Raw genomic sequence first — 25134 nt, 5'->3', positions numbered from 1 at the left:
TCTTTCTCTTATCTGTATATTTTCTTCAACTTATCGGAACCTATACCACCTATAATCATGAATACAAGGGGCAAAAGATTCATTACATATGGCGCATCTGCTACAATTGCAATACTTGCTCCAGCAAATTTATTTAGCATCCATACAACGATTTTTGCAATAAGTAAAAATACCCCTATCATAAATAAACTATCAAAAAACACCTTCCATTTTGGATATGCCAATTTCTTACTATCTTCAATTACTTTCTGCGTCAATTCTTCATCACTCCTTAGCAGTTCATCAATCGTAATATCGAACAAATCACTTAAATGAATAATAATTTCAATGCTCGGATAGTTCTTTCCCGTCTCCCATTTCGAAACAGATTGCCTACTTACATGAATTTTTTCAGCCAAATCATTTTGCGACCAATTTCTTTTTTCCCTTTCTTCTTTTAAACGCTCACTAAAAATCATACTGTGTTTATCACCTCTCTATGCCCATTATGCTCAAATAAATGATGAAGAGTAAAGCTAGTTATCGTTGCATCGCCTGTGCAACTTATGCGTTACAGCTTATAATAGTGCTATTTTATATGTATCTTCCCTATACTATGCTCCGATAATAATTTCCCGAACAATAATACAAAGAGCGGATACTAATAAAGTGAAACTTTAATCAGCCCTCACCAATCGTGCTTTTACGGACAGCCCGCCCCCCACCTAACTTCTTTGCTTCCGCTGAATTTTGAGGTGGGGTCTTACTGCCCAGCAAATAGCGGGATAAAGACTAGATTAGGCATAAAAAATACGCCATCCCTTCTTATCAGTCTCCAGAAAGAATAACGCAAATTTTCATTTTTACTCATCTTTTTTCGGACTATATGAAAACCCCGGATATTTCACAACAGGCCACTTCTCCTTACGCAGAGAATCCATTACTTGCGGGCCAACATGTATATTACTCTCCACTATTTCTTTAGGAGTCAGTGCCATCCATTGATTTAACGATACATCTTCAAAACGATTGCTTCTGAACATCTCTAAAAACCATAATGTTTCGGTACCTGTATTTTGAATATAATGCCCCGTCGCAAACGGTACATATCCGACATCGCCAGCTCTATAATCAAATGTACGAGCGGTACCATTTCCAAGAAACACAGTCATTCTCGCTTCCCCTGTCAAATAATATTGCCATTCATCATTATTCGGGTGCCAATGAAGTTCTCTCATTCCACCAGGCTCAACCTCAACGAGCGCTGCTGCGATCGTTTTTGAAATAGAGAAATTTGTAGAATCTACAATTCGAACGCTACCACCAGGAGTCTTAATTGGCTTTTGTTTTAACAGTTCATGTTTAAATGTTAAAGGAACTTCCCCTTTCGGTGATTGAACTTCCTGACTTTCAAGCGAACCTGGCACCTCTCCTTGATAAATATAAACTTGACCTGAAGGGATAGAATGAAAAGCACTCTCAGGTACTCCAAAATTAGCCGACAACACTTCTTTTGGCGTATGCGCAAACCAATCAGAAATAGCTAAAGTAGATAAATCAGAAAAATGTCCATCATCGAAAACAAGTAGAAATTCACAATGTTCCAATCCTTGAATGGAATGCGGAATACCAGGCGGAAAATACCAAAGATCACCTGGTCCAACATCAGCAATAAAATTCCGTCCATTTTGATCAACAGCCGTTATGCGTGCCCGTCCTAAAAGCATATACGCCCATTCCGCTTCTTTATGCCAATGAAGTTCTCGTATTCCACCGGCCGTTAAGCTCATATTTACCCCCGCAATCGTCGTCGAAACTGGTAGTTCCCGAGCAGTAATCTCCCGAGACCACCCGCCGTGTTTCAAAATCATAGAAGTGTCCGAGAATGAAAACTTCAAGTTAGGAACTAATCCTGCATCCGTTATAGGTGGAACAAGCATATTCGGATTTTGAATATCTCGCATAACATTACGAGGTCCAGAATCAATTGCACCTGCTCCGTCGCTGCGGATTGGTTGTGGCACATTCCCTCCCGCTTCATTAACAGTACGTTTCTTCATGATTACACTCCTTTTTCATCCAATTAGTAAGTAAAAAGCCTCCATCATAGTGTATGAATTGGGCTTTGGATGGTTACAGTTACTATGGTTTAAACCGTGAAAAAAACGCGTCTACTATTGTTATTTTTTATCGGAAATTCAATATTCCCCATCAAATCTTCTTGTTCATTTCTCAACTTATACTAGTATGCCTAGCGCTTAGGAAGACAAAAAAAATAAACTAGAACTAACAAAAAAACCCTGTAAAATTTATTACAGAGTTTTTCACCAATTATTTATTGTTTTACATATCGAATACGAACATTATCGTCCATTTGATAAATTTGTAATGTGTTTCCATAACTAATTCCTAACTCTTCACTTGCACCAACTGCACCCACAAGTACCCCTTAAAATAATTTATTCTTAGTTGGTTTTACTACCGATACTCTTCGCTGCCTCTTCAAACAGTTTCGAACCTTCTTGTGCTTTACTTAATGATTGATGCATTTTACTTTCGTCTTCTTGGTCCAATGCATCAAATAGAAGTTGAAAACAATCCGCATATAGTTCCATCGACTGCTTTATCTTCGCCTGTTCTCCCTGTAACTCAGGAGGCGCTTGTAGATTCTTCAGTTTCGTTGCAGTTGCCTTTGCTCCACCTAAACTCAGTTGCACTTCACTTTTCTTTTGTTTGTATGATTTTACGTCTGAATCTGCTATTCCTTCAATTAATTTCATTGTATCTTCAATTTGAGTAGCATTGTTTATAATATCTGCCTTGTACCTTTCAACATCTGAACCCGTTACCTTACCAGTTGAAGAAGTTGAATTATTTGAAGAAGAACTTGGTTGACTACTTGATGAGCTACTATTTGTACCTTCACCTTTCGCTACTGATAAGCTATCCTCTTTCTTGCTATCAGTTGACTTACTCTCTTTTTCAGAAGTCTTATTCTCTTTCTCTACCTTTTGCGTTTCTTCTTTCTTTGGTTCAGCTTTCTTACCATCAGTTTCAATTGTAATACAACCACTCAATAACATAACTGGTAACGCTAAACTTACTAATTTCTTTGCTTTCATGATTACTAATACCCCTTTATATGTAAAATTCAGTGCAAACAAGTTAATATACTTAACTAATAAATCCCCCGAATAATTTATTAGAATCTACTATCCATAGATTTCCTGTATATTCATAATCTTTCCATATATATTATTTTACAGATAATTACATATTTGGTCAAAGGGATTTATGTAGTCTTCACAGGGAAATTTACTAAACGAAAAGAAATTTTAATCACAAAGAAAAGAAGCTAACAATAAATTGTTAACTTCTCAGCTTAAAGCAAAATAGTATCTTTCCTTATCTTCTAATATCTAGGTTGTGATTGAATATTTGTAAGATGAACATCAAACATATCAATGATTTCAAGAAATCTATCAGCTTCACGGAAAACATGGTCTGCTAATAATGGATGAATGATACTCTTTATTTTACATTGCTCAATTAAATCACGTGCTGTTTTCTTAAAATCCCGAAGAGATGCAACCGACACACGATTTTGATCTAAAAATTGATCTAAAAGAGGGGCTGTTTGGGATTGTGGTTTCATAGATTCTAAGTCAATTGCTTGATACATCAATTCATCAAAATCATTGCTAAAATTCCGTGCTGTATCTACAAGCTTTCTTTCCGATGGATCAAGAAGATGGCCAATAAATTTAGCATGGTCTGCCATAATCCTTAAAAAGAAAACATTTTCTTTAATAATAGCATCAGGAAGAGCATCTAATTTACCTTCATTTAATGGTATTAAACGTTTTCTAAAATAATCAGCTTCCCTACTTGTATGGTCAACTAAAAGTGGAAAGTTATTTTATCCTGGCAATTTACATGTGAGAATTAATCCTAAAATTTTTCGTTTAAATCCCCAAATATTAGTTGCGGCTTGTTGTACTTCTGCATTAAATCTTTTTATTTGCTCAGGATCTGTTTCATTTGTATAGGAATGCGCTATTTGTTCAAACAATCGATAAAATTGATTCGCCTCTTCGATTAGTTGAGTATCCTCGCATCTAAATCCTAAACGAAGAAAAAAAGAATGCTCCTTCATGATTCTAGACCAAAAACGAATTTCATTTAATGAACGCTCAACAAACATTACAGATGTAACACCTGTATCCGGATGTAATGAAGTTTCATCCCTATGCATTGTTAATCCCCCCCAGTAAAATCCCCACTAGTTCCATTCTTATGAGTAAAAAAATATATAAATACCATCAATAAAAGTTTATGATGACTCTCTTATACATGTAAAATTAAACTAATATAACCTTAGCTTGATGAACATATACTGCTCCCGCAGAAGAAAAAAAGCTACCACCTAGATGTAAAATCCTACTAGGTGGTAACCTTTCAAAAGTTCTATTAAAGCAATACCGAATCTTTATCACTATCCTGATTACGTTTCTCACGCTCTTCTTCTAAACGCTTCATATATACTTCGCCTTCTTTTTCGATAAACTCATTATCCATATCTTGCTCTTTTTTCGAAGTATATAAAACCATGTAGCCACTTAGTACAATCCCGACAATTACAAGATACACCCACCATGGTAAAGTTTCCAAATCACTTCATTCCTTTCCTTAGACAAGCCTTATTAGTTTCACTTTATGAGGAAAGAAGTGGATTTATGCTTAAAATTTTTATTGTGGATGCTTCGCGAAAAATGCTTGTACATATTCCATAAACTCAATTGGTTCCTGACGAAACGGTGCGTGGTATCCTTTTTCAATAATATGAAACGTACTATTTGCAAATAGCCCATGATACAGTTCACCATTTTTCCACGAAACACTCTTATCATGTCGTCCCCATATAATTAAAGTCGGTACCTTAATTTTATCAGCTTCCATCGCAATGCGGCGCTCTCGCATTTTCGTAAGCTGATCATAATGCTCTTTATCATCACGACTATTTTTTACTTCATTTTTATTATACTTCGTAATCTCAGTTACAGTTTGTAAGTCCGTCGATAGCGGTGGTACTTCATAACTTTCTTTTTGCTGGAAAGACTCTATCCCTGTAGAATCCGCCAAGATGAGATGCGTCACTGCATCCGGATATAAATACGCTAAATTGAGAGACATCTCTCCGCCCATCGAATGACCAAGTACTGCGAATTGATCATACCCGAGCTTCTTCATTAACTTATAATATAAATTCACTTGCGCAGGAAACGAATACTGAAAATCAACCGGCTTAGAAGAACGCCCAAATCCTAAAATATCAACTGCAATAATCGTATGATCTCGCGCTAGTTCCGGATAAATATCACTAAATCCATCAGAAGAACCACCAAACCCATGCAACATAAGTAAAGGAGGTTTCCCCTCACCAATTTGCTTAAAATAAATCGTCTGCCCATCAATTTGCGCCATACTCTCTTTCGTATTCAGCTTCATCACAACAGTATCTTTCACTTCTTCAACCTTCGCAATCGGCTTATCAACGAAGTTACATACGATAAGCAAAACAAGCACAATACCGCTAATCAAATAAAACTTAAACCGTTTCAAAGTTCCCGTCTCCTTTCTTGAGTTGCTATTTAAAGTTTTTACATTTTTTGGTTGTTTTATGTTCTCTTTTTAATTGTAACTAAAACAGTTACAATTATACTAAAAAAATATAACTCATTTCTATTACTAATGGTTATTCTGTAACTATTATAGTTACATATTTAAAGTAAGTCAATTCTTTTCTCTACATGACCTGAAAATAGAAAAAGGGACTTCATGTTGAAGTCCCTTTCTTTGTTATTATAGTTGGCTTACTCCGCCATCTCCTCTATTATCTGCTGGTGCTCCACCCGTATCTCCTCTATTGAAACCAGCATAATCTGGTTTTTCTGGCGCTCCGCCTGTATCTCCCTTATTAAAACTAACATAGTCTGGTCTTGCTGGCGCTCCACCTGTGTCTCCTCTATTTGAATATTGATTTTGGGATCCAGCAAAGAAATTCAATCCAATTGACAATGTCAATACTAAACCCGTAATGAACAAACTAGTCTTTTTCATTTATTTTAACGCTCCCCTTTTTAAAATTCTCTTTTGAGCTTGACTACTAATAAAAAAGTACTTACTAGCTTTTTCATGATTTTCTTCCTGATAAAACTTATTAGCTAATATTTCCATATATTCTTTAACACATTCTAAAAGAGAATGTTCTTCAAAATACAAAATCCCTTCTAAAGTTACTTTCTCTAATTGACTTGCACTGGATTTAATATTCAACTCTTTTAAAATTATAAATCGATATTGGAATTCTTTATTTTGTAATTCGTTGCAAATTCTTAAGCCTAATTCTATTAATTCATTAGCAGTTTCTACCCTACCTAATTTATAATTTTCTTCCGCTTCAGTAAAAATTGCTTTAAAATTTTTAGGCATTTTTTGAGTAACTTCACTTAAATGTCTAATCGCTAAATCAGATAAATCTTGACTGCCATATAGCCATCCTAAATTATTTCTAACCATTAAAATATACTTCTCATGCTTAGCTTGTTGGAAAACATTTAATGCATCATTAAAATTTTCCTCCGCTAATTCAAATTGTCTTAAGTCTATACAACATAAACCCAATATATTCTCACATAAAGCCAAATTAATCTCATATCCTGGTTGCTTCGTAAAATCTTCTTTTGCCTTTTTCAAATAATCAATCGCATTGATTTGTTGATAAGAATGATAATAGAAATTCCCCATCCGATAATTAAACTCCGCATGTTCTATCGGATCTGCAATATATTTCAATAACTTCTCAGCTTCCTCATACTGTTCTTTCGCTTCGTTATAATTTGAAATTAATGTGCAATGAAACCCTTTAAAAAAGTGATAATAATAAGCTAAAAAGCCCTCTGTTGGAATTTCGAAAGATTCCACTTTATCAAAACTATCTTCTCTAACTGAAATCCAATCAACTAATGCATCATATCTAAAATTCAACAACGCATGATAAAGTAATACATCCTGATCCACGTCCAACCCACTAATCTTACTTTCAATCTCCTCTTTCATTTCCGTAGCCTTCTCTATATTTTGCTGTAACATTACACGATACCAATCATCTAAAGAATGTTTCATTTGCTCCCGCGTTACTACATCTGCTCCCATACACTCGCATCCCCTTTTCTCCAAAATCACAAAATTAGGATTTTTATACAATTATCAAAATTGTATATTACCACTCCTTTTCTATGTATTGAAAAATAATTATTAGAAAATTCTATATTTTAATTAATTATACCAAAGTTTTCCTTTTTAATAACTTGAGAAACAATTGTCAGAAAACTTACTAGAATAAATAAAAAAGCAAGCAGTTCCAGCACTCCGCTAAAACTACTTGCTCTATTTTTACTCTTTAATAAATTCCTTCGTACTTCTCACTGTATCAATTGGACGAACTAATTTTTCAATTTCTTCACGTTTTGGCTCTAGGAATGGAGGTAAAGATAATTTTTCGCCAAGCGTTTCGTATGGCTCATCTCCCATAAATCCTGGTCCATCTGTTGCGAATTCAAATAAAATTTGTGGTGCAACTCTTGCATATAATGATTCGAAGAAGTGACGGTTTACATATCCAGATGAAGGAAGTCCTACGCTACTGATTCTCTCAATCCATTCTTCTAATACAGCGCGATCTTCTACGCGGAATGCCGCATGGTGCACTGTACCAAAACCTTGTTGTGCTTCAGGAAGAACTGTATTATGTTCTACAATAACAGATGCACCGTTTCCGCCTTTGTTCACTTCAAATAAATAGAATTCCCCTTCTTGCGCAACCTCTTTAAATAATAGAACTTTTTCTAACACTTCTTTGAAGAAGCTAAAGTTTGCAATACGGATAAATACAGGTCCTAAACCAGTGATTGCATATTCTAATGGTACTGGCCCGTTTTGCCACGGTGTACCTGATTCGATTCCTTTATCAAGTTCATCTGAGATTAATTGATATTGTTGGTCATCAAAGTCAACGAAAGAAAGAGTTTTCTTACCAAATTGCTCTTTAATTCCTGTATGTTCTACTTCAAGACGGTCAAAGCGTTTCACCCAATACTCTAATGCTGCATCAGTCGGAACACGGAATGAAGTTTTTGAAATTTCATTTGTACCGTGTACGCCTTTCGGAACACCTGGGAAATCAAAGAATGTCATATCTGTTCCTGCACTCCCTCTATCATCTGCAAAGAATAAATGATACGTTTGAATATCATCTTGGTTTACTGTTTTCTTAACTAAACGCATTCCTAAAACGTGAGTGAAAAACTCATAGTTCTTTTCTGCACTACTTGTAATCGCTGTAACGTGGTGAATTCCTTTTAATTGGTTCATTTTATATTCCTCCAATGTTTTTTAATTTATATTTTCTCTCCTATTACTTCTCTTCAATAGGTGCTAAATTCGCTTCAATCTCTGCACGCTGATCTTCTAAGAACGGTGGTAAATCAAGTTTTTCTCCTAAATGTTCCACATCTCCATCAACTGTAAATCCTGGTCCATCTGTCGCAATTTCAAAAAGGATTCCGTTTGATTCACGGAAATATAAGCTTTTAAAGTAGAAACGGTCGATGATTCCTGAAGACTGGAAGCCTCTTTGTTTCACCTGTTCTTCCCAATAGGCAAGCTCTGCATCGTTTTTCACGCGAATTGCTAAATGGTGAATGCTCCCTCGGCCCGGCTTTTCAGTAGGTCCATCTAAATATTTCACAACGATTTCTCCAAAAGCCTCTCCTTTAATGGATTGAAAAATTGCTTCCTCTTCGCTACGGCTAACCGCTGTATAACCGAACATCTCTGTAAGTGTACTCGACATTTTATCAAGTCTACGAACTGTCATTTCCACAGAAGCCATTCCTTGAATTTGATGCTTTGCAGGAACTTCTGATTTCTCCCAAGTTTCCCAGTGCTCTACTTTTTCTCCGTTTGAAACGAGTAGTACTAAGCGAAGACCTTCAGCATCCTCAAATTGTAAAGCAGGACGATTTGCATATGTTGTCATTTCACTATGTTTCACATCAAAATTCTCAAATCGTTCTTTCCAGTAATGTAAGCTTTCCTCTGAAGGAACGAGTAATCCAATTCGAGTAATCGCATTCGTACCGCGATATGTTCTTCCTACTAATGGAATTTCAAAAAATGATAATTCCGTACCTGGACTTCCTGTTTTATCTCCATAAAATAAGTGGTACATTGACGGATCATCTTGATTTACTGTCATTTTCACACGACGTAAGCCAAGCACGTTTTTATAAAAGTGATTATTTTCATTTGCATTTTTCGTAACCATTGAAATGTGATGATGCCCTTTAATTTTATACATTGGTTATTCCTCCGTTTCGTTTTACTAGTCAAGTGATAACTAAAAAAATAATATTTCCCACAACTAATATGGTTTTTAGCTTTTCAATTTATTCTTAATTATGTTTTTGTAAATTCATCTTAGTTTTTACTGTATAAGTTACTTTGTTTTTTAATCGAAAACAACTGAGTGTATGTTTTTCATATGACTCAATCGCTTTCGCTACTATCACTTTACACCTCAAGTGATAGAAAAGCAAGTGAAAAATCTCGAATTCAAGATTTTTTCGTTAAATAACATTTAGGGTGTAAAATCTGATTATTTATGTAATTGACATTCTATTAAAACGCTCATTTACAGAAGAACATTATTCAAGTGAAGCCCTCTATAATTCAATTACAACTCCTTGAAAGTTTATGATACTATCCTGATCACACTTTTTATATTTAATGTTTTAAGGAAAAAAGCTATACTATAAGCGAAACTAAAAATCAGAAAGGAAATACCAGAACATGGAAAATTATATGCTATTTATCCTTACAGCACTCCTTATTATAATGATGCCTGGTCCCGGTTTTGCTTTAGTTACAAAAAACACTATCTCTCATGGTAGAAATGGTGGGATAAAGACCGTCTTAGGAACGGTATCTGGAATGATGATTCATACAATAATGGCTACACTAGGACTCTCTGCTATCTTAATGAAATTTGCTATGCTATTTACATTAATAAAATATGCTGGGGCATTTTATTTAATTTATTTAGCTGTAAAGTCAATTAAAAGTGCCTTTTCTAAAAAAGAAGATATGTCAGGTTCAGTGGAAATAAACTCTAAGGATATTGGAACGGTTAAAAGTTTTAGACAAGGATTTACCACGGCAATCTTAAACCCAAAAACGGCTGTATTTTTCCTTAGTTTTCTACCCCAATTTATTGTGAGTAATCAAAGTCATTTCTTCCAATTTCTTTTGTTGGGATTCACATTTACGACTTTGACAGCAATATGGTATTTACTTTATATCTCTCTAATACGTCAATTAAGAACTTTTTTAAGAAAAGAAAAGGTGAACCGTACAATAGAGGGTATTACTGGCACAGTATTATTAGTATTTGGAGTTAGGCTATTTTTCCAAAAATAAATATGTAATAGAGAGAGTTTAAAACTTTCGGTTTTTCCAATAAATGAATCAATATAAAAAGTATGGCTTTCAAACAGTAAAAAAGTGAACAAACGGGTGTGTTTGTGGAATAAGCTTCAATAAAATAACCAAACTTTTTATAAAGAAGTGAATCGATTATATTAAAATTGATATAAAGGCGTTATCCTTTCCTATGATTTCTCAGAAAGAATAACGCCTTTTTCTTTTTAGAGGGTATTTTGTCTAGTTAGCTTGATAGCGATGTGGTTCTATCCCTTATAAAGTGAAACTTTAATCAGTGGGGGTTTTGTTCATCCCCCACTGATTATTAGTTGAACCAATCGGGCTTTTACGGACAGTTGATCCCCCACCTAACTTCTTTGCTTCCGCTGAATTTTGAGGTGGGGGTCTTACTGCCCGTTAATGCGGGATAAATGTTACAAAAACATTTATAATAGCTCTAACTTGCACAATGCTTCCCGTTAATATAATACGCTGATCCTGTGAAAACCGTAAATACAACCTCTACTTCTGGAAGTCCAAAATCCATTACATATGTAGTAATGGCCTTGGCAAATCGATCACGAATTTCCTGTCCACGCTCGAACCATTTCACTTCAATAAGAGGAAACGCTTCTATTTCTTCTCCATTGAATACAAACGTAGAACTTGGTAGTTCCAACGTAAAATTATCCGTACCACACTCACAAATCTCTGCGAGCTCTTCTACTAATGGCTTGCTTATGTGTTTTAATTGTTCAGTAGTAATTCCACGAAACACAACATGCGGCATGTGAATCCCTCCTTTAGATAGTTTTATATTTGCCCACATCATAGCACAATTCTCCCACCTTTTAACAAAAATAGATGCTAAACAAGTTTCAACTCTTATTTTTAGGCCTGTTATACAGGCTGAAGCGATTCTAAGTATCTGCCATATTAAAGTTGATATGCTCCCATTCTAGTGGTGAGATATGTTTTAATCGTTCTTCGTTAACCCCATGCGTACTTCTTAACTATTTCATTTAATTTTTAATAAAGAAAACAGCCTCACTAAGCTTTTAAAACTTAATGAGGCCACTTTATTCACACTTTTAATTATGGAACGTCGGTTTATAGAACGAACGATTATCAAGAGCAAAGACACGCTCAGTGTATTCACCTGGTTTTGTGCGTCCTAATGCACGGTCCATCATGTTCATTTTTGCATCTAAGTTATCGATGTAGTGCAGAATTTCTGCTTCTTTTACTAACGGTGGTTTTGGGCTACCCCATTCTGCTTTTCCGTGGTGAGAAAGGACGATGTGTTGAAGAATTAATACTTCTTCTGCATCGATGTTCAGCTCATCTGCTGCTTTACCAATTTCGTTCACCATGATAGAAATGTGGCCTAGTAAATTTCCTTCTAACGTATACGTTGTAGAAATTGGACCAGATAGTTCAATTACTTTACCAAGGTCATGTAAAATAACGCCTGCATATAGTAAGTCTTTATCTAATGATGGGTATAGATTTGAAATAGCTTTAGCTAAATCTAGCATCGATACGACGTGATAAGCTAGTCCAGATACGAACTCATGATGATTCTTTGTCGCTGCTGGATATTCTAAAAATTCGTTTTGATGCTTATTTAACAAATGTCTTGTTAGACGCTGAATGTTCGGATTTCTCATTTCAAATATGTATTGTGTAATTTTCTCAACCATATCTTCTTTTTTCACTGGTGCTTTTTCTACGAAATCCGAGATGTCTGTTACTTCATTTTCATTCGCAACACGGATTTGTTTCACACGTAATTGAATACGTCCTTTGTAGTTTAAAATATCACCAGCTACTTTAACGATTGTTTCTGCTACATATTGTTTCTCAACTTCTGGTGATACGTCCCATAGCTTCGCTTCAATATCTCCACTTGGATCTTGTAAGATTACTGTTAAAAATGGCTTTCCATTACTTGCTAGACCTTTTGTCGCTGTTTTAATTAACAAGAAAACATCGACTTGTTCACCAACTTCATATTCTGCAATTTTCTTTTTCATTCGAATTCCTCCACCAAATCAGTTACTTTTAGTATAGCATATTACAACTCATTTTCTTTACGCTTATGTGTTAATTTTATAATCTGTTTTTCTGTAAAATACGCGAGTAAATGCGCATGACATGTAAAGAAGATTACTTGTCTATCTTTCGCGACTTCCTTTATTAGTTCAATCGTTCGATCCGTCCTTACCGCATCAAAGTGCACGAAACTATCATCAATAATAAATGGATAATCGTGTTCAAATGTTTTCGCAAGTGCAAATCTCAGCGATAAATATAACTGCTCCGCTGTCGCTTGGCTTAGTTCATGACTGTAAAAACGCATACCGTCGTTACGCTCAACAATGAACGGTTCCGCCTCTGACGGTGAAAAGATTTTACTATATCGTCCGCCTGTTAAATAGACGAAATACTCTTCTGATTTTTGTAAAATACGAGGAAGATGTACTTCATGATAATATTGCTTCGTTTTCGTTAATACTGTCTTTGCGGCCGCATAAGCAGCCCACTTCTTCACTTGTTCACGCACTTGCGCTTTTTTCATTTCCCATTCATGCATTAAATCACCGTACGTACTACCTTCTTCTAAATTCGCAATTTCCATACGATGTTTCGCAATACGCTCTGTCAGTTCTTTCTCTTTCGTAAGACAATTTTGCGCAGCTGTCATTTCTTGCTTTAATTTTTCCTCATAACCGTCAGCCTCATAATGTTCAGCTAATGATAAGCTCGTTAAACGCTGTTCCAACAAATCAATTTGCGGTAATAAACGCCCTACTTGTTTCTCAGCATCTTCACGTTTTTCCGCCAGTTTACCTTCTTCTAAAAACATCTCTTCATCTGTAGCCTCTGCAATACTCCATAATGCATTTCGTTCTACTAACAGTTGTTTCAATTGCTCTTGCATGAACTCATATTCTTCTTGCCATTCCGCCAGTTTCTCTTTCAGCTGCTTACAAGTTTGTCTCTTCTCTTTCTCATTTTGCATAAGCCTTTGCGCCTCATACAACTTACTATACTCCGCACTACCGATAACAGTTTCTAGTTTCTGTTCAAAATGCGAAATTATTTCATATAATGAAGATTTTCGCGTGCCTTGCTTATCTAATTCACGATATAATTGCTGCATTTTTTCAATACGCTCAAACGCTGGCAATATGTGTGCATACGTATAAAATTCTGGGAACATATAGCGCGTTTTATATGCATCTACTTGTTCTCCCGCTTGGAACGTTTCTCTCTCCCATTCCTCATACGATGAAACGACTTTATCATAAGCTCGCTCCATTTGCTGTAATTTATAAGACTCACGCTCAAATAGCTTCCGAATCTCTTCATCTTTTTCTAACTGATAGCGCACAGACAGCGCTTCTTCACTTTGTCTCCCGCCAGCACTTTGCTGAAGAGTAAGAAGCTCTTCTTGTAATCCACTTGACGGATCTTTATATAAAACAAGGGCAAGAACAATCCCTACAAAAACAATAACACTAATAAATAAGAGCGGGCGGTTATCTATAAATAAGCTTGTGAATAAAACAAGCGTGTTAATAAGAAGTAACAGAAGACAAACTCTTTGCCACTTCTTTTTCTTTTGCATAGCCGCTCCTGCTTTTTCCTCATACTTACGCTTCATTCTCTCTGCACCCATACCGATAAACGCCGCGTCTTGGAACGATTTCTCTTTCTCAACTAACGTATCTCGCTCTTCAGCAACTAACATTTGTTTCTGAATCTGTCTTATATTTTCTTCTTGTTCTTCTAATTGCTCTTGCGCTACTTTAAAACGATCATCAAGCTGTGCTTTTTGCGTTTCTAATTCACGCGCTTTTTGTACGGTTTGCGTAATTAATTCCTTCGTCGCCAAACTCATGTCAAACGCAAGAACCGCTTCCTTTTCAAAAGTAGCACCAATTTGCTGTTCTAGTTCTGCAATTTCTTCTTTTATATTCGTAATACTCCCTGTCATATCACGCATTTCTTGGCACGCATTTTCATAAGACAAATGCTGCATACGAAGTTCTTCTACATAACTTTCTTTTTGTAAAAACTCTTCATCTATTTGAATCGAGGCAATTTCCGATTGCACCGTCTCTATTTTTTTGTGAAGCGAGTCAACTTGTAATTGGAGCGGCTCCATCTTCGCCTTAATTGCTTCATAGCGCGCCGTTCCGTTTACAGGAAACTGTCCGCTCTCATTTTCTAACACTTTCTCATGCGCACGCTTTTCAATAACGAGTGGCTCTAGCGCTGCTAATATTTCATAATCTTGCTTTCGTTTTTCTGCACTCTCTTTTTCCGCACGAACAGAAGCAAGTTTCTCTTCACTTTCTTTTAATTGCTCGACTTGTTTTTCATACGTGCCAATTTTCCCTTGCCACTCTTTCATCTTCTCTTCAAGTTTCTTCATCTCTTGCAGTGACACATTAATTTCCGGTTTACGCCCGCTCGGCTTAAAACGCTGATCCATTTCTTTTTCTAGCTTTTTATCTAGCTGCAATAACGCATCACTTCCGACTGCGCTTGCCGAAAACAAATAATTGCCAATATCCGCTTCGCCGAGCTGATGAATATTTTGAAGGCCATGCATATCAAATGAAAAGATGGATTCAAATAAACTTTCATTCATCCCGCTTAATATATCGTTTAAAATTTCTTCTCCGCCCATTTTCCCGTCTTCAAAATAAACGGTCACCTCGCCAGCTGCCGTCTTTGGCAATCGCTCAATTTTCAAACGACCGTACTGCTCTGTTTGCACAGTCATCGCACCGCCATACTTCCCGCCTTCTTTCGGCTCATAACGGCGCTGTCCTCTCGTCGGAAAACCGAATAAAATACTTTTCATAAACGAGCGAATTGTCGATTTTCCCGCTTCATTTTCACCGTATAACACCGTCAGCAAGGAAAGATCCATTTCCACATTTTCTAATTTTCCGTACCCATAAATATGGAGTTTTTCAATTCTCATTTTTTATCCCTCTCTTGCTGGAATAATTGTTCTAAAATAATATTTTCTGCTTCCTTCTGAATCTCTTTCTTCTCTTCTTCTGTAAAAAATTCAATACTATTACGCGCTACAGGAGATGTCCAAATAGTTCGCAATACTCCGTCCATATTGCTGAAAGCTTCTAACTCCTTTAGCACACTACCGACGAAATGATTTTCCGCTTTCAAACGTTCGATTTCCGCAAAAGAAACCGTCTCATTTTTCCACTTCATCGCATATACGAAATCTTTTCGCTCTTCTCCAGATGCTAAAATGTGAAAAATCTCTTCCACACGCTTTTCGTCACGTAAATAAGGAGAAAGTGAGCCCTGCCCTGTGAATACGACAGTTAAAAGCGTCCCTTCCTCTTCTTTTCGGCAATCATTCATCGTAGTTGACATGCTCGTCATAAGTTCATCAACAGTTTCAAGTCCATCAATACAAACTTCTATCTCATCCCATACAACATCTGCCGTATGGAAAAATGAACACTGCGTTCCTTGTTTCGTAAGTTCAATAAGGTACGCACCCTTCTCGCCTGTTTCCTTACGATGACGACCTTGTATATTACCTGGATAAATAATATACGGCTCTTCTAATAAAATTTCACGTTTATGTATATGACCAAGAGCCCAATAATCAAATTGCTTTTCTTTCAGCTCACGAATTTGAAACGGTGCATAGCGATTATGCTCTGCATCTCCTTCCACACTTCCGTGAAGCATGCCAATATGAAAAGGCGCATCACTCATTTTCGTATACTGCGCTGTCATATTATCCGTTACCGCTTGCTGCAAATAACTAAACCCGTAAATAGAAGCTAATAGCTCACCATTTTTATAAAATGATTTCTCTTCTACATAAGGCTCAGTAAATACATGAACATTTTCCGGAAACTCAATTGCTGCCCAGCTTCCCCCTAAATGATCATGGTTACCGTGAATAATAAAAACAGGGATATCGTACTGCGAAAGTCTCTTCATTTGCTCACGCACAAACACTTGCGCCCTCAAACTTCTCGTCTCCGCATCATACAAATCCCCAGCTAGTAATACGAAATCAACGCGCTCTTGAATCGCTTTATCAACAATACGCTCAAATGATTCAAACGTACTTTGCTTCATTCTCTCCCAAACAGACTGCGCAACATTCATCTCCATCCCTTTAAACGGACTATCCAAATGCAAATCAGCCGCATGTATAAACTTTACTTGTTTCACAAATAACGATCCTTTCTATCTTTCAAAAGTTTCATTTTATTAAAATTAACATCGCTGAAAACTAATAATCATCGAGAATAAAAATATTCTCGATGATTAAAGTTTCATTCTATTTTACCACGCAATGTCATATATTTCTTTGCATATTGTAGCATTTTATGTCAAAATAATTATAAGATTCTGATTTTAATTATTGGAGGGAATTTTCATGGGAGTATACGTTCTAACAGTCTTTGAAAAAGATGGTTCAAAAGCATTAGACGAATCATTCGAGGCGGCAACTGAAAAAGAAGCAAAAGCAAAAGGTGAATCTATCTTACAAGAAAAAGGATTGTATGAAAAAACACATCGCTGTACATCTACTGCAGGTAAGCTCGTTTTATTCCAGCGCTAAAAAAAAGAAGCGTCATCCGCTTCTTTTTCACTCTACTATATCTTCGTCACACCATGTAAACACCACATCTAGAATGCGATTACCGATACGTACGCGTTTATTCCATTTACCTGTTTGGATCTGATGTTGCAATTCAGCTTTCATCTTTTCCGTCCAGTCGTGAATCGTTTCACTACCGTCGTACGGATATACGCCTGGAAACTCTTCCTGCAGTAGATGCAAGCTCTCTGCATCAAAATGAAAATGGAAGAAGTAGTTTGCTGTAAGCGATGGTTCTTGCAATCGTAAAAAATGATCATCAATTTGCTTTCTATTTCTATAGAAAGTAAAGATATTCACTTTACCGCTCGTAATTTGGTCAATTTGAATTTCGTGCTTCTCTATAATCACGTCTTGCCCACCTCGTTGTATACTATCTTTAGTATATATGTCTTTTGCAACAAAGTTAACCATTTTCGCGCGAAATTCATTTCCTTCATTATAATTCCTGTGCCTCCAAGTATAATCAGGACAAATAAAAACAAAGTTGAAGGGGAGCGATCACATGTATTTCGGAAGCAAAGGTTGGTATGTAAAAGAACTTAAAAAATTAGGTATTCGTACTTACGAAGGTAAAAAACTAGAATCATATCGTACGCATGTGTTATCTAGTTTACTTGAGAGAATGAAGAAAGCTTCTGCTTAATAGAAAAACACCTCCCGAATTCGCATACTAAGTATGCAAATTCAATGGAGGTGTTTTTATCAGTTTTCATAAAAGATTTTTTGCTTCCGCTGGAACGGATACGTTTTAATCTCAGCTGTATCTAAATTTTCATGGAATAAATGAATGGCTATAATTTGTCTACAATCGTAAGTATGGTAATAATATGTTCCAGACTCCATACACATTGCACTTGTATAGATAGTATTATCTAATATACCGTCTTCTGTTATTACTGCCCCCTTAGGAACCTCACAATTTGATAAGATATGAAAAATAGCCGATATCCCCTCTTCTTCGTTCTCTATACCTTTAATGTTTTGTTTGCCATATGCTGCCCGCACGAATCTTGATGGCGGGGTGAAATCTCCAGGAAGTCCCATCGATCCGGAACCTTGGCCAAAAGCACTTAATGGTACGTCTCCCCACTCGGTTGGTGCAAATGGCTGCGATTTAAGTCCAATATATTGTCTTAAATTTTGTAAATGCCAATTAAACTCCGGGCTATTAGTCATCACTCCTAGTGGATTGTCATACATTTTTATTCCATCAGTTGTCGGCTCAAGTACAATACACTCTCCCCATTTATCTGCTAAAATCCAATGTAGTGGCGGAGTAATCCCTAAAACTGGTAATGGTACATCTATAAGGGAAATGTTATCAACAGATTTTTTTAACTCTTCAACAGAATTAAACTGCGTCAAGCTCCAAGCCACAAAATCAAATGGTGCTAAATTCGTTTTATGGTCATCTATGCTGTTACTATAAGTAGCGAATCCCGGGAAATAGAGAGTGGCACATGTCATACCAGCTTCATTTACTCCGTCCGCCATAATGACCCTTCCTTCATGATTAATTCCCATTCCGACAACAGCCTTTTTCGCTCGGATCGTTTCACCAGTTATATTGTTCCACTGATAACGCCGAGGAATGATTATTACTTCCTGATTCATATCTAATGTGAAATCCATTGTTCTCGCAAAAAGATGCTGGAAATTTTTTGTTTGTAACGTCAAACTAGTACACATGAAGAAATCCCCCCATTTTATAGTCATATACACATTTTATAAAATTCTGATAAATACGTAAATTAAAAACCCTATTTATCACGAACAAAATAACCACCCAAACCAAAAATGCTATAATAAACCCAATCAAACTAAGGGGGCAATTTACTTTGCTTGGAACATGCATTCAATTTCATAAGTTTGGCAATCCAAAAGACGTATTACAAGTTGAATATAAAAATATAGAACCATTAAAAGATAATGAAGTTTTGGTCCGTATGTTAGTTAGACCGATTAATCCATCTGACTTAATTCCCATAACAGGAGCGTACGCTCATAGAATTCCTTTACCTAACATACCTGGCTATGAAGGTGTTGGTATTGTAGAAGATGTTGGCGCAGGCGTTACTCGAGACCTTATCGGTAAACGTGTTTTACCGTTACGCGGAGAAGGTACTTGGCAAGAGTATGTGAAGACGTCAGCTGATTTTGTAGTCCCTATCCCTGATTCCATCGATGATTTTACAGCGGCGCAAATGTATATTAACCCTCTTACGGCGTGGGTTACTTGTACAGAAACGTTAAACTTACAACGTAATGACGTTTTATTAGTGAATGCTTGTGGATCTGCTATTGGACATCTATTTGCGCAGTTATCACAAATTTTAAACTTCCGATTAATTGCCGTTACAAGAAATAACAAACATACAGAGGAATTACTGCGCCTTGGTGCTGCATATGTAATTGATACTTCCACTGCCCCGCTTTATGAAACTGTTACGGAATTAACAAACGGGCTCGGTGCGGATGCTGCAATTGATTCTATCGGGGGACCGGCTGGAAATGAATTAGCTTTCTCCTTACGTCCAAACGGGCACTTTTTAACGATCGGTCTTCTATCAGGAATACAAGTAAACTGGGCAGAAATTGTCACGAAAGCCAAAGTACACGCGAACATATTTCATTTACGACATTGGAATAAAGAAGTGTCACCATATAAATGGCAAGAAACGTTTCGTCAATTAATTCGCTTAGTAGAAAATAAGCAATTGTGTTTTATGACGGTACATTCCACGTATGACTTAGCAGATGTGAAAGCGGCAGTTGATGTTGTGCAGTCTGCTGAGAAAACGAAAGGGTAACTAACTGTTACGATTTATTTAACCAATTATAACGAAAGTTAATTAAATATATCAGTAAGCCCTGCTAGTCAAGTGATTGGCTAGTAGTGAGGGTTAACTGCGGGCAATCCCTAAAGCTGATTGAACTACAACGTGGCTAGAAATAGTGAGCGTGAATGTCGCGAAAGCAGAAAAAATCAATCAGATGGTGCAAGGTTAAATCCTAAACACTAGAACAATGGGTCTTCCGCCTCGAATCATCTAAGTCAAAAGTGATAAGATGAACGTTCAACGACTATCTCGTATAACTGACGAGAGTACACCACAAGCCTATGGTGGTGGAAAAATCCTCTATCTCTAAGTAGATAAACATATAGTCTGCGCTCATGTGAAAACATGAGAAGTTCATAAGAGAACTGGCTAAGGAATTGCGCCCTTAGTTGAACGAGATACATTTAATTAAATCTATCAAACCTCATTGAATATATCGAACGTATGTGCTATGGCGGATTCAATGAGGTAAGAATAATAATGAAATTTTTACGAGTTAGTCAAGTATCAGAATTAACAGGTTTGCATCCGAGTAGTCTCAGGAGAATGCTGGTGGAACACGCTACTATTCAGAAGAACAAATCTTTCAGTATCTGAAAGGTGAGTGCCGAATAATCGCACAGTAAAGGAGTAGGCTTCTGATGATATTGGCGAAGAAAGTCAGACTGATTCCAACGCCTGAACAAGAACAAGTGCTAAAAAAACATGCCGGTGCTGCAAGATTCGCTTATAACTATTGTAAAAGAATGAGTGATAGATACTATAAGCTATTTGGAAAATCTGTTTCACAGTTAGCTTTACAGAAACGATTTACAAAGATCAAGAAGCGAAAGAGATATGAGTGGTTAAATGCCATTAATGCACAAGTTCCTAAACAGGCTTCAAAAGATTTTGATACGGCGAGAAAAAATTCGTTCAAAAAGTACAAAAATGGTTCTCACACTTCTTATAAATCCAAAAAAGATTTGATCCAAGGATTTTATGCCAATTATGAAAGACTGATTATAGGAAAGAAAGTCGTTCATATTCAGTCTATTGGAGAAGTGAAAACAAGCCAACAACTACCAAGAAATAAAAAACCATCCAATCCAAGAGTTACCTTTGATGGTCGTCACTGGTGGATTAGTGTGGGGTTCCAAGAAGACTTTGAATCACAAGAACTAACCAATGAGTCGATTGGTGTGGATGTTGGTTTAAAAGAGCTGTTTGTAGCTTCTAATGGTACGAAAGAACGAAATATAAACAAAGATGCTAAGGTTAAAAATCTTTTGAAAAGGAAAAAGTCAGCGCAAAGAGATATGTCTAGGAGATTTAAAAAAGGTGTGAAAATTCAGTCTGCTGGATATGAAAAAGCGAAAGCTGAGCACCTGCGGTTATCTAGGAAAATTATGAATATCCGAAATAACCATATCCGTCAAGCAACAGCTCAATTGGTGAAAACCAAACCAATGAGGATTGTTGTGGAAGACTTATCTATCTCAAACCTGTTAAAAAACAAAAAACTATCGAAAGCATTTTCATTTCAAAAATTAAACTTCTTCTTTCAATGTTTGTCATACAAGTGCGAGAAGTATGGCATTGAGTATGTAAAAGCTGATAAATGGTTCGCTTCAAGCAAGATTTGTTCATGTTGCGGCGTTAAATACGACCATTCAGTTCAACCAGAAGGACAGTGGAGTTTAAAGATTCGTGAGTGGCGTTGTGTTTCGTGCAATAGCTATCACGATAGGGATGTAAATGCTGCGATAAATTTATCAAGATGGGTAAAATAAATGCTTGATAATAGGAGGTAACGATACTGCCTCGTGTGGAGTGTTATACCCCTCGTCCCTTCGGGGTTGCGAGAACACGATGAAGCACTAACTTGTGTAAATTTGATTGAATTGTATAGATTTAGTTAAGTTTATCGTATCGGAAAGTGTTTTTGACGAGTTATTAAATGCAAAAGAAGAAGTCTTTTGCATTTACCTTTTAAATAGACTAGATAGTACGTTTAGCAGTCTATAATTGTAATTTTTTGGTACAATTATATTGAAAGGTGAAAGGAGCTTCTAACATGTGGTTAATTTCGGAAATTTGGCCTGTTATACTAGTCGGGGGGATTGTAGTATTTGTAATAAAAAGATTGGAACATAAATATAAGCATGGCAAATTGGGTAAGAAAAAATCAAAAGAGGCTCAACTGTTATTAGATAGTTTAATACCTATAGGAATGCTTTTGGGCTGTATAATCGGTTTGATTTTCGGCATATTTTCCCCAGATTTCTCACTGCTTTCAATTAGTTTAGGATCCGGAATAGGCTATTTATTTGGTTTTTTTGCCTATGAATTTTATAGCAAGACAGGAAACAATTTTTGTTAATCCAAAAGGAATAAGCGGGACAGTACATAGTAATCATATAAAATATGTAACTGTCCTTTATTTTTGCATCAATGTTATCAATTTTTCTTCCACATCCTATACACCTTTTTTATTGATGTTTCTCTCCTCTTTCTTTCGCATATCCGCTTTTTTGTTCTTTTCGGCTCTATACCCAAAGTAAAGTATCGCACATGTAGTAATAGAACCTACAATGTATCCTAAAAAACCTCCTAACCAAAACATAAAAATTGCCCCCAATCCATTATAAATTTTATGTAGTAGACATCTGTAAAACGTTCTCGGTACCTCCGTTTTTTTATTACAGATTGGAAAATTCTCTTAACCATTCCATCTATGAACACTCTGTCTTCTCTATTTTGATTATTATCTATAAAGTTATTTATACCACTAATTCTTCCATTATCTCAAATAACAATTTTATTATAAAATTCGCACTTACGTTACATATATGTAGCATTACTGTTTCTTTTTCATTTAGCCCTTGAAACTGTTCTATAATTTGAACGAGTCCGCTCTTTTGTACGAAATACCATTTATGCTACTGGCACTTCTATTTTTCTAAGAAATACAATCCCATTCTTTTTACTTTTACAACTTAAAAACAAAAACCCCCCTCAAAGCATGAACTTCAAGGGGTGAGCCTGTTTTTTATTTACTTATATACGTACAGCTGTACCACTTACAGCAACCATTAACATTCCATCACGAACAACTTCGTAATCTACGTCAATACCAACGATAGCATTCGCACCTTTTTGTTTTGCAAGTTCTTTCATTTCATCCATTGCGATATCACGAGCTTCTTTAAGCTTACTTTCATAAGAACCAGCACGACCACCGACAACATCACGAACAGAAGCGAATAAATCGCGGACAATGTTTGCACCCATAATAGCTTCACCATTTACAATATCAATATACTCAATAATTTCTTTACCTTGAATTCCAGAAGTTGTTGTTACAATCATGACTGACACTCTCCTAATAAGTTGTAGTTTTGATAAGCTTTCTTATGACTTTATTATGACATGGAAAAAGTATCTAATCTATTGAATTACCTTACAGGAATGTGACAGTTTTGTAATAATAAAACGCGTATTTTGTTCCATTTTAATAAAGCGCTTTAATATTGGGATACATAAACGATTCTCTATTTTCTTTCCAATCCTTTTCTACTTCTTTAAAAGTTGGTCGCCCTAATTCTTCCTTGTTTCCCTGTTTATGAAACCATTTCTTTACATACTTCTCTCCATTTTTACTTTGAACTGTACAAAGGAAACTATTACTACTATCCTTTAATATTTTTACAATCACGAAAAGGCACCTCTTCCCTTTTAAATAACAGAATAGAACTTGATCTTTTACTATAAGCCCTTCCTCTCTTATAGTCATACGACTCCTCGGCCGCGCCAAAGTTGTAAGATCAAAAAAACGATATTCACTATGTTTAATATGTGACGTACATATTATTTAAAGAAATCAGAGTTATACGCATTGTGCTTATCAAATATTTTATAAATTTCTAACTTATCATCTAATGTTGCATCTACTAAAATTAATATATTTCCATCGTAAATATATTCTTCATACTTTTTAGCATGTTCTTCTGGAATTCCTAATCCTATAAATGCTCCTATTAAACTTCCAGCTCCTCCGCCAATACCAGCTCCACCAATAGCTGCTGCGATCGGTCCTGCTGCTACAATTGGACCCATTCCAGAAACGGCAAGTACACCAAGACCTGTTAATAAACCACCGAGCCCGCCTGCTACCCCTCCAGCTACAAGCCCTGTCGCTGAAAAGATATCTGCTTTATGTGCAGTTTCGCTATTCACTTTTTCACCCGATTTTTCTTCTAGATGTTCAATTTCCTTTTGATCTTTCGCAATAGCTGAAATGTTATCTGCTGAATATCCTTTATCATTTAATTCATTAATAACGAGTGCCGCATCATCAATTGTTCTAAAAACACCTACTATTTTTCTATCTACATTCATAACTATTAACCTCCTAAAGTTTTATATAATGTATTTTTATTTTTCTTCATTTCTGTATACACTAATTTTCTTATTAACATAACCATTTACGAAAAAAGCGAATAGTAAAAGCACTACAAGTGAACTACTTAACAAGTAAATTAAATCAAATGTAATATTAATCATCATTTCATTCATGTATACCAGGCTCCTTTTTATTTAAAGTAAAAGTATATTTTGATAGACTAATCTACTAAACATAGACATCTTACAATTCATCTTCAGTCAATCTCTTTGTAGTATATGTATACCCTTCCTAACCTTTTCTAAACGTAAAAAACTATAATTATATTTTTTCTTATTTATATGTTTAACATTTTTTAAAACGGGTATGTTTATATTGTTATGCTTACTATATGGAAAGGAATATTACGATGAACGCCATTCACTCTACTACTATTTCTTATAATGAAATACCTACAATAACGCAGATTCATCATTTTTATGCTTTAATGACAACATTTCAAACGAATGTATTTATAGGTAAACACGGAGCACTTACTTCTATTAAAAACTTAAGCACTCTAGTATCCTTTTTCCTTACTGTAAAAAAGAAAGATCTTATATTATTTATTTTTGAAGGAATAGATGCAAAAAGAGCTTTAAGAACACTCTTCCCTTCTTAGAATGTTTGTTACCCTCTATTCCCTCGTTTACTACCTTTCATATATGTTTTTA

Annotated in this window: 27 protein-coding genes and 1 pseudogene; 7 read left to right on the top strand and 21 right to left on the bottom strand. The window is 35.8% G+C overall.

Features of this window, described 5'->3' with window-relative positions; translation table 11 throughout:
* Positions 1–8 precede the first annotated feature (8 nt).
* The 10 genes and pseudogenes from C4S65_RS19875 to C4S65_RS19830 all read right to left on the bottom strand — a co-directional run bounded on the left by C4S65_RS19875 (position 9) and on the right by C4S65_RS19830 (position 9400).
* Positions 9–458, bottom strand: a complete 450-nt coding sequence (locus C4S65_RS19875) for a helix-turn-helix transcriptional regulator (RefSeq protein WP_086407075.1) — start codon at positions 456–458, stop codon at positions 9–11.
* 384 nt (positions 459–842) lie between these two features.
* The gene (locus tag C4S65_RS19870; RefSeq protein ID WP_086407076.1) at positions 843–2039 is read right to left on the bottom strand and encodes an oxalate decarboxylase family bicupin; all 1197 of its coding nucleotides are present in this window, start codon (positions 2037–2039) and stop codon (positions 843–845) included.
* A gap of 405 nt (positions 2040–2444) precedes the next feature.
* Positions 2445–3101 (bottom strand): hypothetical protein, encoded by a 657-nt coding sequence (locus C4S65_RS19865; RefSeq protein WP_061667686.1) that lies wholly within the window; start codon positions 3099–3101, stop codon positions 2445–2447.
* Between the two features lie 290 nt (positions 3102–3391).
* Positions 3392–4234: pseudogene (locus C4S65_RS19860) on the bottom strand (DUF2935 domain-containing protein).
* A gap of 215 nt (positions 4235–4449) precedes the next feature.
* Positions 4450–4650 (bottom strand): sporulation YhaL family protein, encoded by a 201-nt coding sequence (locus C4S65_RS19855; protein ID WP_000449223.1) that lies wholly within the window; start codon positions 4648–4650, stop codon positions 4450–4452.
* Positions 4651–4728: 78 nt separating this feature from the next.
* On the bottom strand, positions 4729–5601 hold the full coding sequence (locus tag C4S65_RS19850) for an alpha/beta hydrolase (RefSeq protein WP_103945410.1): 873 nt from the start codon (positions 5599–5601) through the stop codon (positions 4729–4731).
* A gap of 240 nt (positions 5602–5841) precedes the next feature.
* A complete protein-coding gene (locus tag C4S65_RS19845) occupies positions 5842–6099 on the bottom strand; it encodes a hypothetical protein (protein WP_086407078.1) in 258 nt (85 codons plus the stop codon).
* The gene (locus C4S65_RS19840; protein WP_061667688.1) at positions 6100–7194 is read right to left on the bottom strand and encodes a hypothetical protein; all 1095 of its coding nucleotides are present in this window, start codon (positions 7192–7194) and stop codon (positions 6100–6102) included. It abuts the gene before it with no gap.
* A gap of 240 nt (positions 7195–7434) precedes the next feature.
* Entirely contained in the window at positions 7435–8412 is a 978-nt protein-coding gene (locus C4S65_RS19835) for a ring-cleaving dioxygenase (RefSeq protein WP_103945409.1), read from the bottom strand.
* Between the two features lie 43 nt (positions 8413–8455).
* Positions 8456–9400: a ring-cleaving dioxygenase gene (locus C4S65_RS19830; protein WP_000276685.1), complete on the bottom strand. Its 945-nt coding sequence runs from the start codon at positions 9398–9400 to the stop codon at positions 8456–8458.
* Positions 9401–9891: 491 nt separating this feature from the next.
* Here C4S65_RS19830 and C4S65_RS19825 point away from each other — a divergent pair, with 491 nt between their 5' ends.
* Positions 9892–10518 carry a LysE family translocator gene (locus C4S65_RS19825; protein ID WP_000433006.1) on the top strand — a complete coding sequence of 209 codons (627 nt, stop codon included), beginning with the start codon at positions 9892–9894 and terminating at the stop codon, positions 10516–10518.
* Between the two features lie 460 nt (positions 10519–10978).
* On the opposite strand, the gene C4S65_RS19820 is transcribed toward C4S65_RS19825, so the two are convergent.
* The 4 genes from C4S65_RS19820 to C4S65_RS19805 all read right to left on the bottom strand — a co-directional run bounded on the left by C4S65_RS19820 (position 10979) and on the right by C4S65_RS19805 (position 16761).
* Positions 10979–11311 (bottom strand): DUF1904 family protein, encoded by a 333-nt coding sequence (locus C4S65_RS19820; RefSeq protein ID WP_086407079.1) that lies wholly within the window; start codon positions 11309–11311, stop codon positions 10979–10981.
* 301 nt (positions 11312–11612) lie between these two features.
* Positions 11613–12557: a 3'-5' exoribonuclease YhaM gene (gene yhaM / locus C4S65_RS19815; RefSeq protein ID WP_000726650.1), complete on the bottom strand. Its 945-nt coding sequence runs from the start codon at positions 12555–12557 to the stop codon at positions 11613–11615.
* A 41-nt stretch (positions 12558–12598) separates the two neighbouring features.
* Positions 12599–15523 carry an AAA family ATPase gene (locus tag C4S65_RS19810; protein WP_086407080.1) on the bottom strand — a complete coding sequence of 975 codons (2925 nt, stop codon included), beginning with the start codon at positions 15521–15523 and terminating at the stop codon, positions 12599–12601.
* Positions 15520–16761 (bottom strand): DNA repair exonuclease, encoded by a 1242-nt coding sequence (locus C4S65_RS19805; protein ID WP_061667691.1) that lies wholly within the window; start codon positions 16759–16761, stop codon positions 15520–15522. Before C4S65_RS19805 ends, C4S65_RS19810 begins: the two co-directional genes overlap by 4 nt.
* Positions 16762–16969: 208 nt before the next feature.
* On the opposite strand from C4S65_RS19805, the gene C4S65_RS19800 reads away from it, so the two are divergent.
* Complete coding sequence (locus C4S65_RS19800) at positions 16970–17155, top strand: YhzD family protein (protein ID WP_000539552.1); 186 nt, start codon at positions 16970–16972, stop codon at positions 17153–17155.
* Positions 17156–17182: 27 nt separating this feature from the next.
* On the opposite strand, the gene C4S65_RS19795 is transcribed toward C4S65_RS19800, so the two are convergent.
* Positions 17183–17545, bottom strand: coding sequence for a hypothetical protein (locus C4S65_RS19795; protein ID WP_000582776.1), 363 nt, complete (start codon positions 17543–17545; stop codon positions 17183–17185).
* A gap of 154 nt (positions 17546–17699) precedes the next feature.
* Between C4S65_RS19795 and C4S65_RS19790 the strand changes: the two genes are divergently transcribed.
* Positions 17700–17840 (top strand): YflJ family protein, encoded by a 141-nt coding sequence (locus C4S65_RS19790; protein ID WP_000273536.1) that lies wholly within the window; start codon positions 17700–17702, stop codon positions 17838–17840.
* A gap of 59 nt (positions 17841–17899) precedes the next feature.
* Here the strand turns inward: C4S65_RS19790 and C4S65_RS19785 are convergent, their stop codons facing one another.
* The gene (locus tag C4S65_RS19785; RefSeq protein WP_086407081.1) at positions 17900–18886 is read right to left on the bottom strand and encodes a choloylglycine hydrolase family protein; all 987 of its coding nucleotides are present in this window, start codon (positions 18884–18886) and stop codon (positions 17900–17902) included.
* A 149-nt stretch (positions 18887–19035) separates the two neighbouring features.
* On the opposite strand from C4S65_RS19785, the gene C4S65_RS19780 reads away from it, so the two are divergent.
* The 3 genes from C4S65_RS19780 to C4S65_RS19770 all read left to right on the top strand — a co-directional run bounded on the left by C4S65_RS19780 (position 19036) and on the right by C4S65_RS19770 (position 22399).
* A complete protein-coding gene (locus C4S65_RS19780; protein WP_086407082.1) occupies positions 19036–20007 on the top strand; it encodes a zinc-dependent alcohol dehydrogenase family protein in 972 nt (323 codons plus the stop codon).
* A gap of 671 nt (positions 20008–20678) precedes the next feature.
* Positions 20679–21809, top strand: coding sequence for an RNA-guided endonuclease TnpB family protein (locus tag C4S65_RS19775; RefSeq protein ID WP_103945408.1), 1131 nt, complete (start codon positions 20679–20681; stop codon positions 21807–21809).
* A 284-nt stretch (positions 21810–22093) separates the two neighbouring features.
* Positions 22094–22399 (top strand): hypothetical protein, encoded by a 306-nt coding sequence (locus C4S65_RS19770; RefSeq protein ID WP_061665948.1) that lies wholly within the window; start codon positions 22094–22096, stop codon positions 22397–22399.
* A 96-nt stretch (positions 22400–22495) separates the two neighbouring features.
* Here C4S65_RS19770 and C4S65_RS34505 read toward each other — a convergent pair whose 3' ends face one another.
* The 5 genes from C4S65_RS34505 to C4S65_RS34500 form a co-directional block, all read right to left on the bottom strand.
* Positions 22496–22642, bottom strand: a complete 147-nt coding sequence (locus C4S65_RS34505) for a hypothetical protein (RefSeq protein ID WP_000498640.1) — start codon at positions 22640–22642, stop codon at positions 22496–22498.
* 434 nt (positions 22643–23076) lie between these two features.
* On the bottom strand, positions 23077–23388 hold the full coding sequence (locus tag C4S65_RS19765; RefSeq protein ID WP_000637510.1) for a heavy metal-binding domain-containing protein: 312 nt from the start codon (positions 23386–23388) through the stop codon (positions 23077–23079).
* Positions 23389–23530: 142 nt separating this feature from the next.
* The gene (locus C4S65_RS19760) at positions 23531–23734 is read right to left on the bottom strand and encodes a DUF4028 family protein (RefSeq protein ID WP_061667992.1); all 204 of its coding nucleotides are present in this window, start codon (positions 23732–23734) and stop codon (positions 23531–23533) included.
* A gap of 152 nt (positions 23735–23886) precedes the next feature.
* Positions 23887–24417 (bottom strand): general stress protein, encoded by a 531-nt coding sequence (locus tag C4S65_RS19755; protein ID WP_086406500.1) that lies wholly within the window; start codon positions 24415–24417, stop codon positions 23887–23889.
* A gap of 36 nt (positions 24418–24453) precedes the next feature.
* Positions 24454–24594, bottom strand: coding sequence for a hypothetical protein (locus C4S65_RS34500; RefSeq protein WP_001004571.1), 141 nt, complete (start codon positions 24592–24594; stop codon positions 24454–24456).
* A gap of 236 nt (positions 24595–24830) precedes the next feature.
* Between C4S65_RS34500 and C4S65_RS19745 the strand changes: the two genes are divergently transcribed.
* Complete coding sequence (locus C4S65_RS19745) at positions 24831–25082, top strand: hypothetical protein (protein ID WP_140337807.1); 252 nt, start codon at positions 24831–24833, stop codon at positions 25080–25082.
* Positions 25083–25134 lie beyond the last annotated feature (52 nt).

This window comes from Bacillus sp. ok061, from assembly GCF_900108285.1.
GTDB lineage: Bacteria > Bacillota > Bacilli > Bacillales > Bacillaceae_G > Bacillus_A > Bacillus_A thuringiensis_S.
This window is presented reverse-complemented; position numbering and strand designations above follow the sequence as displayed.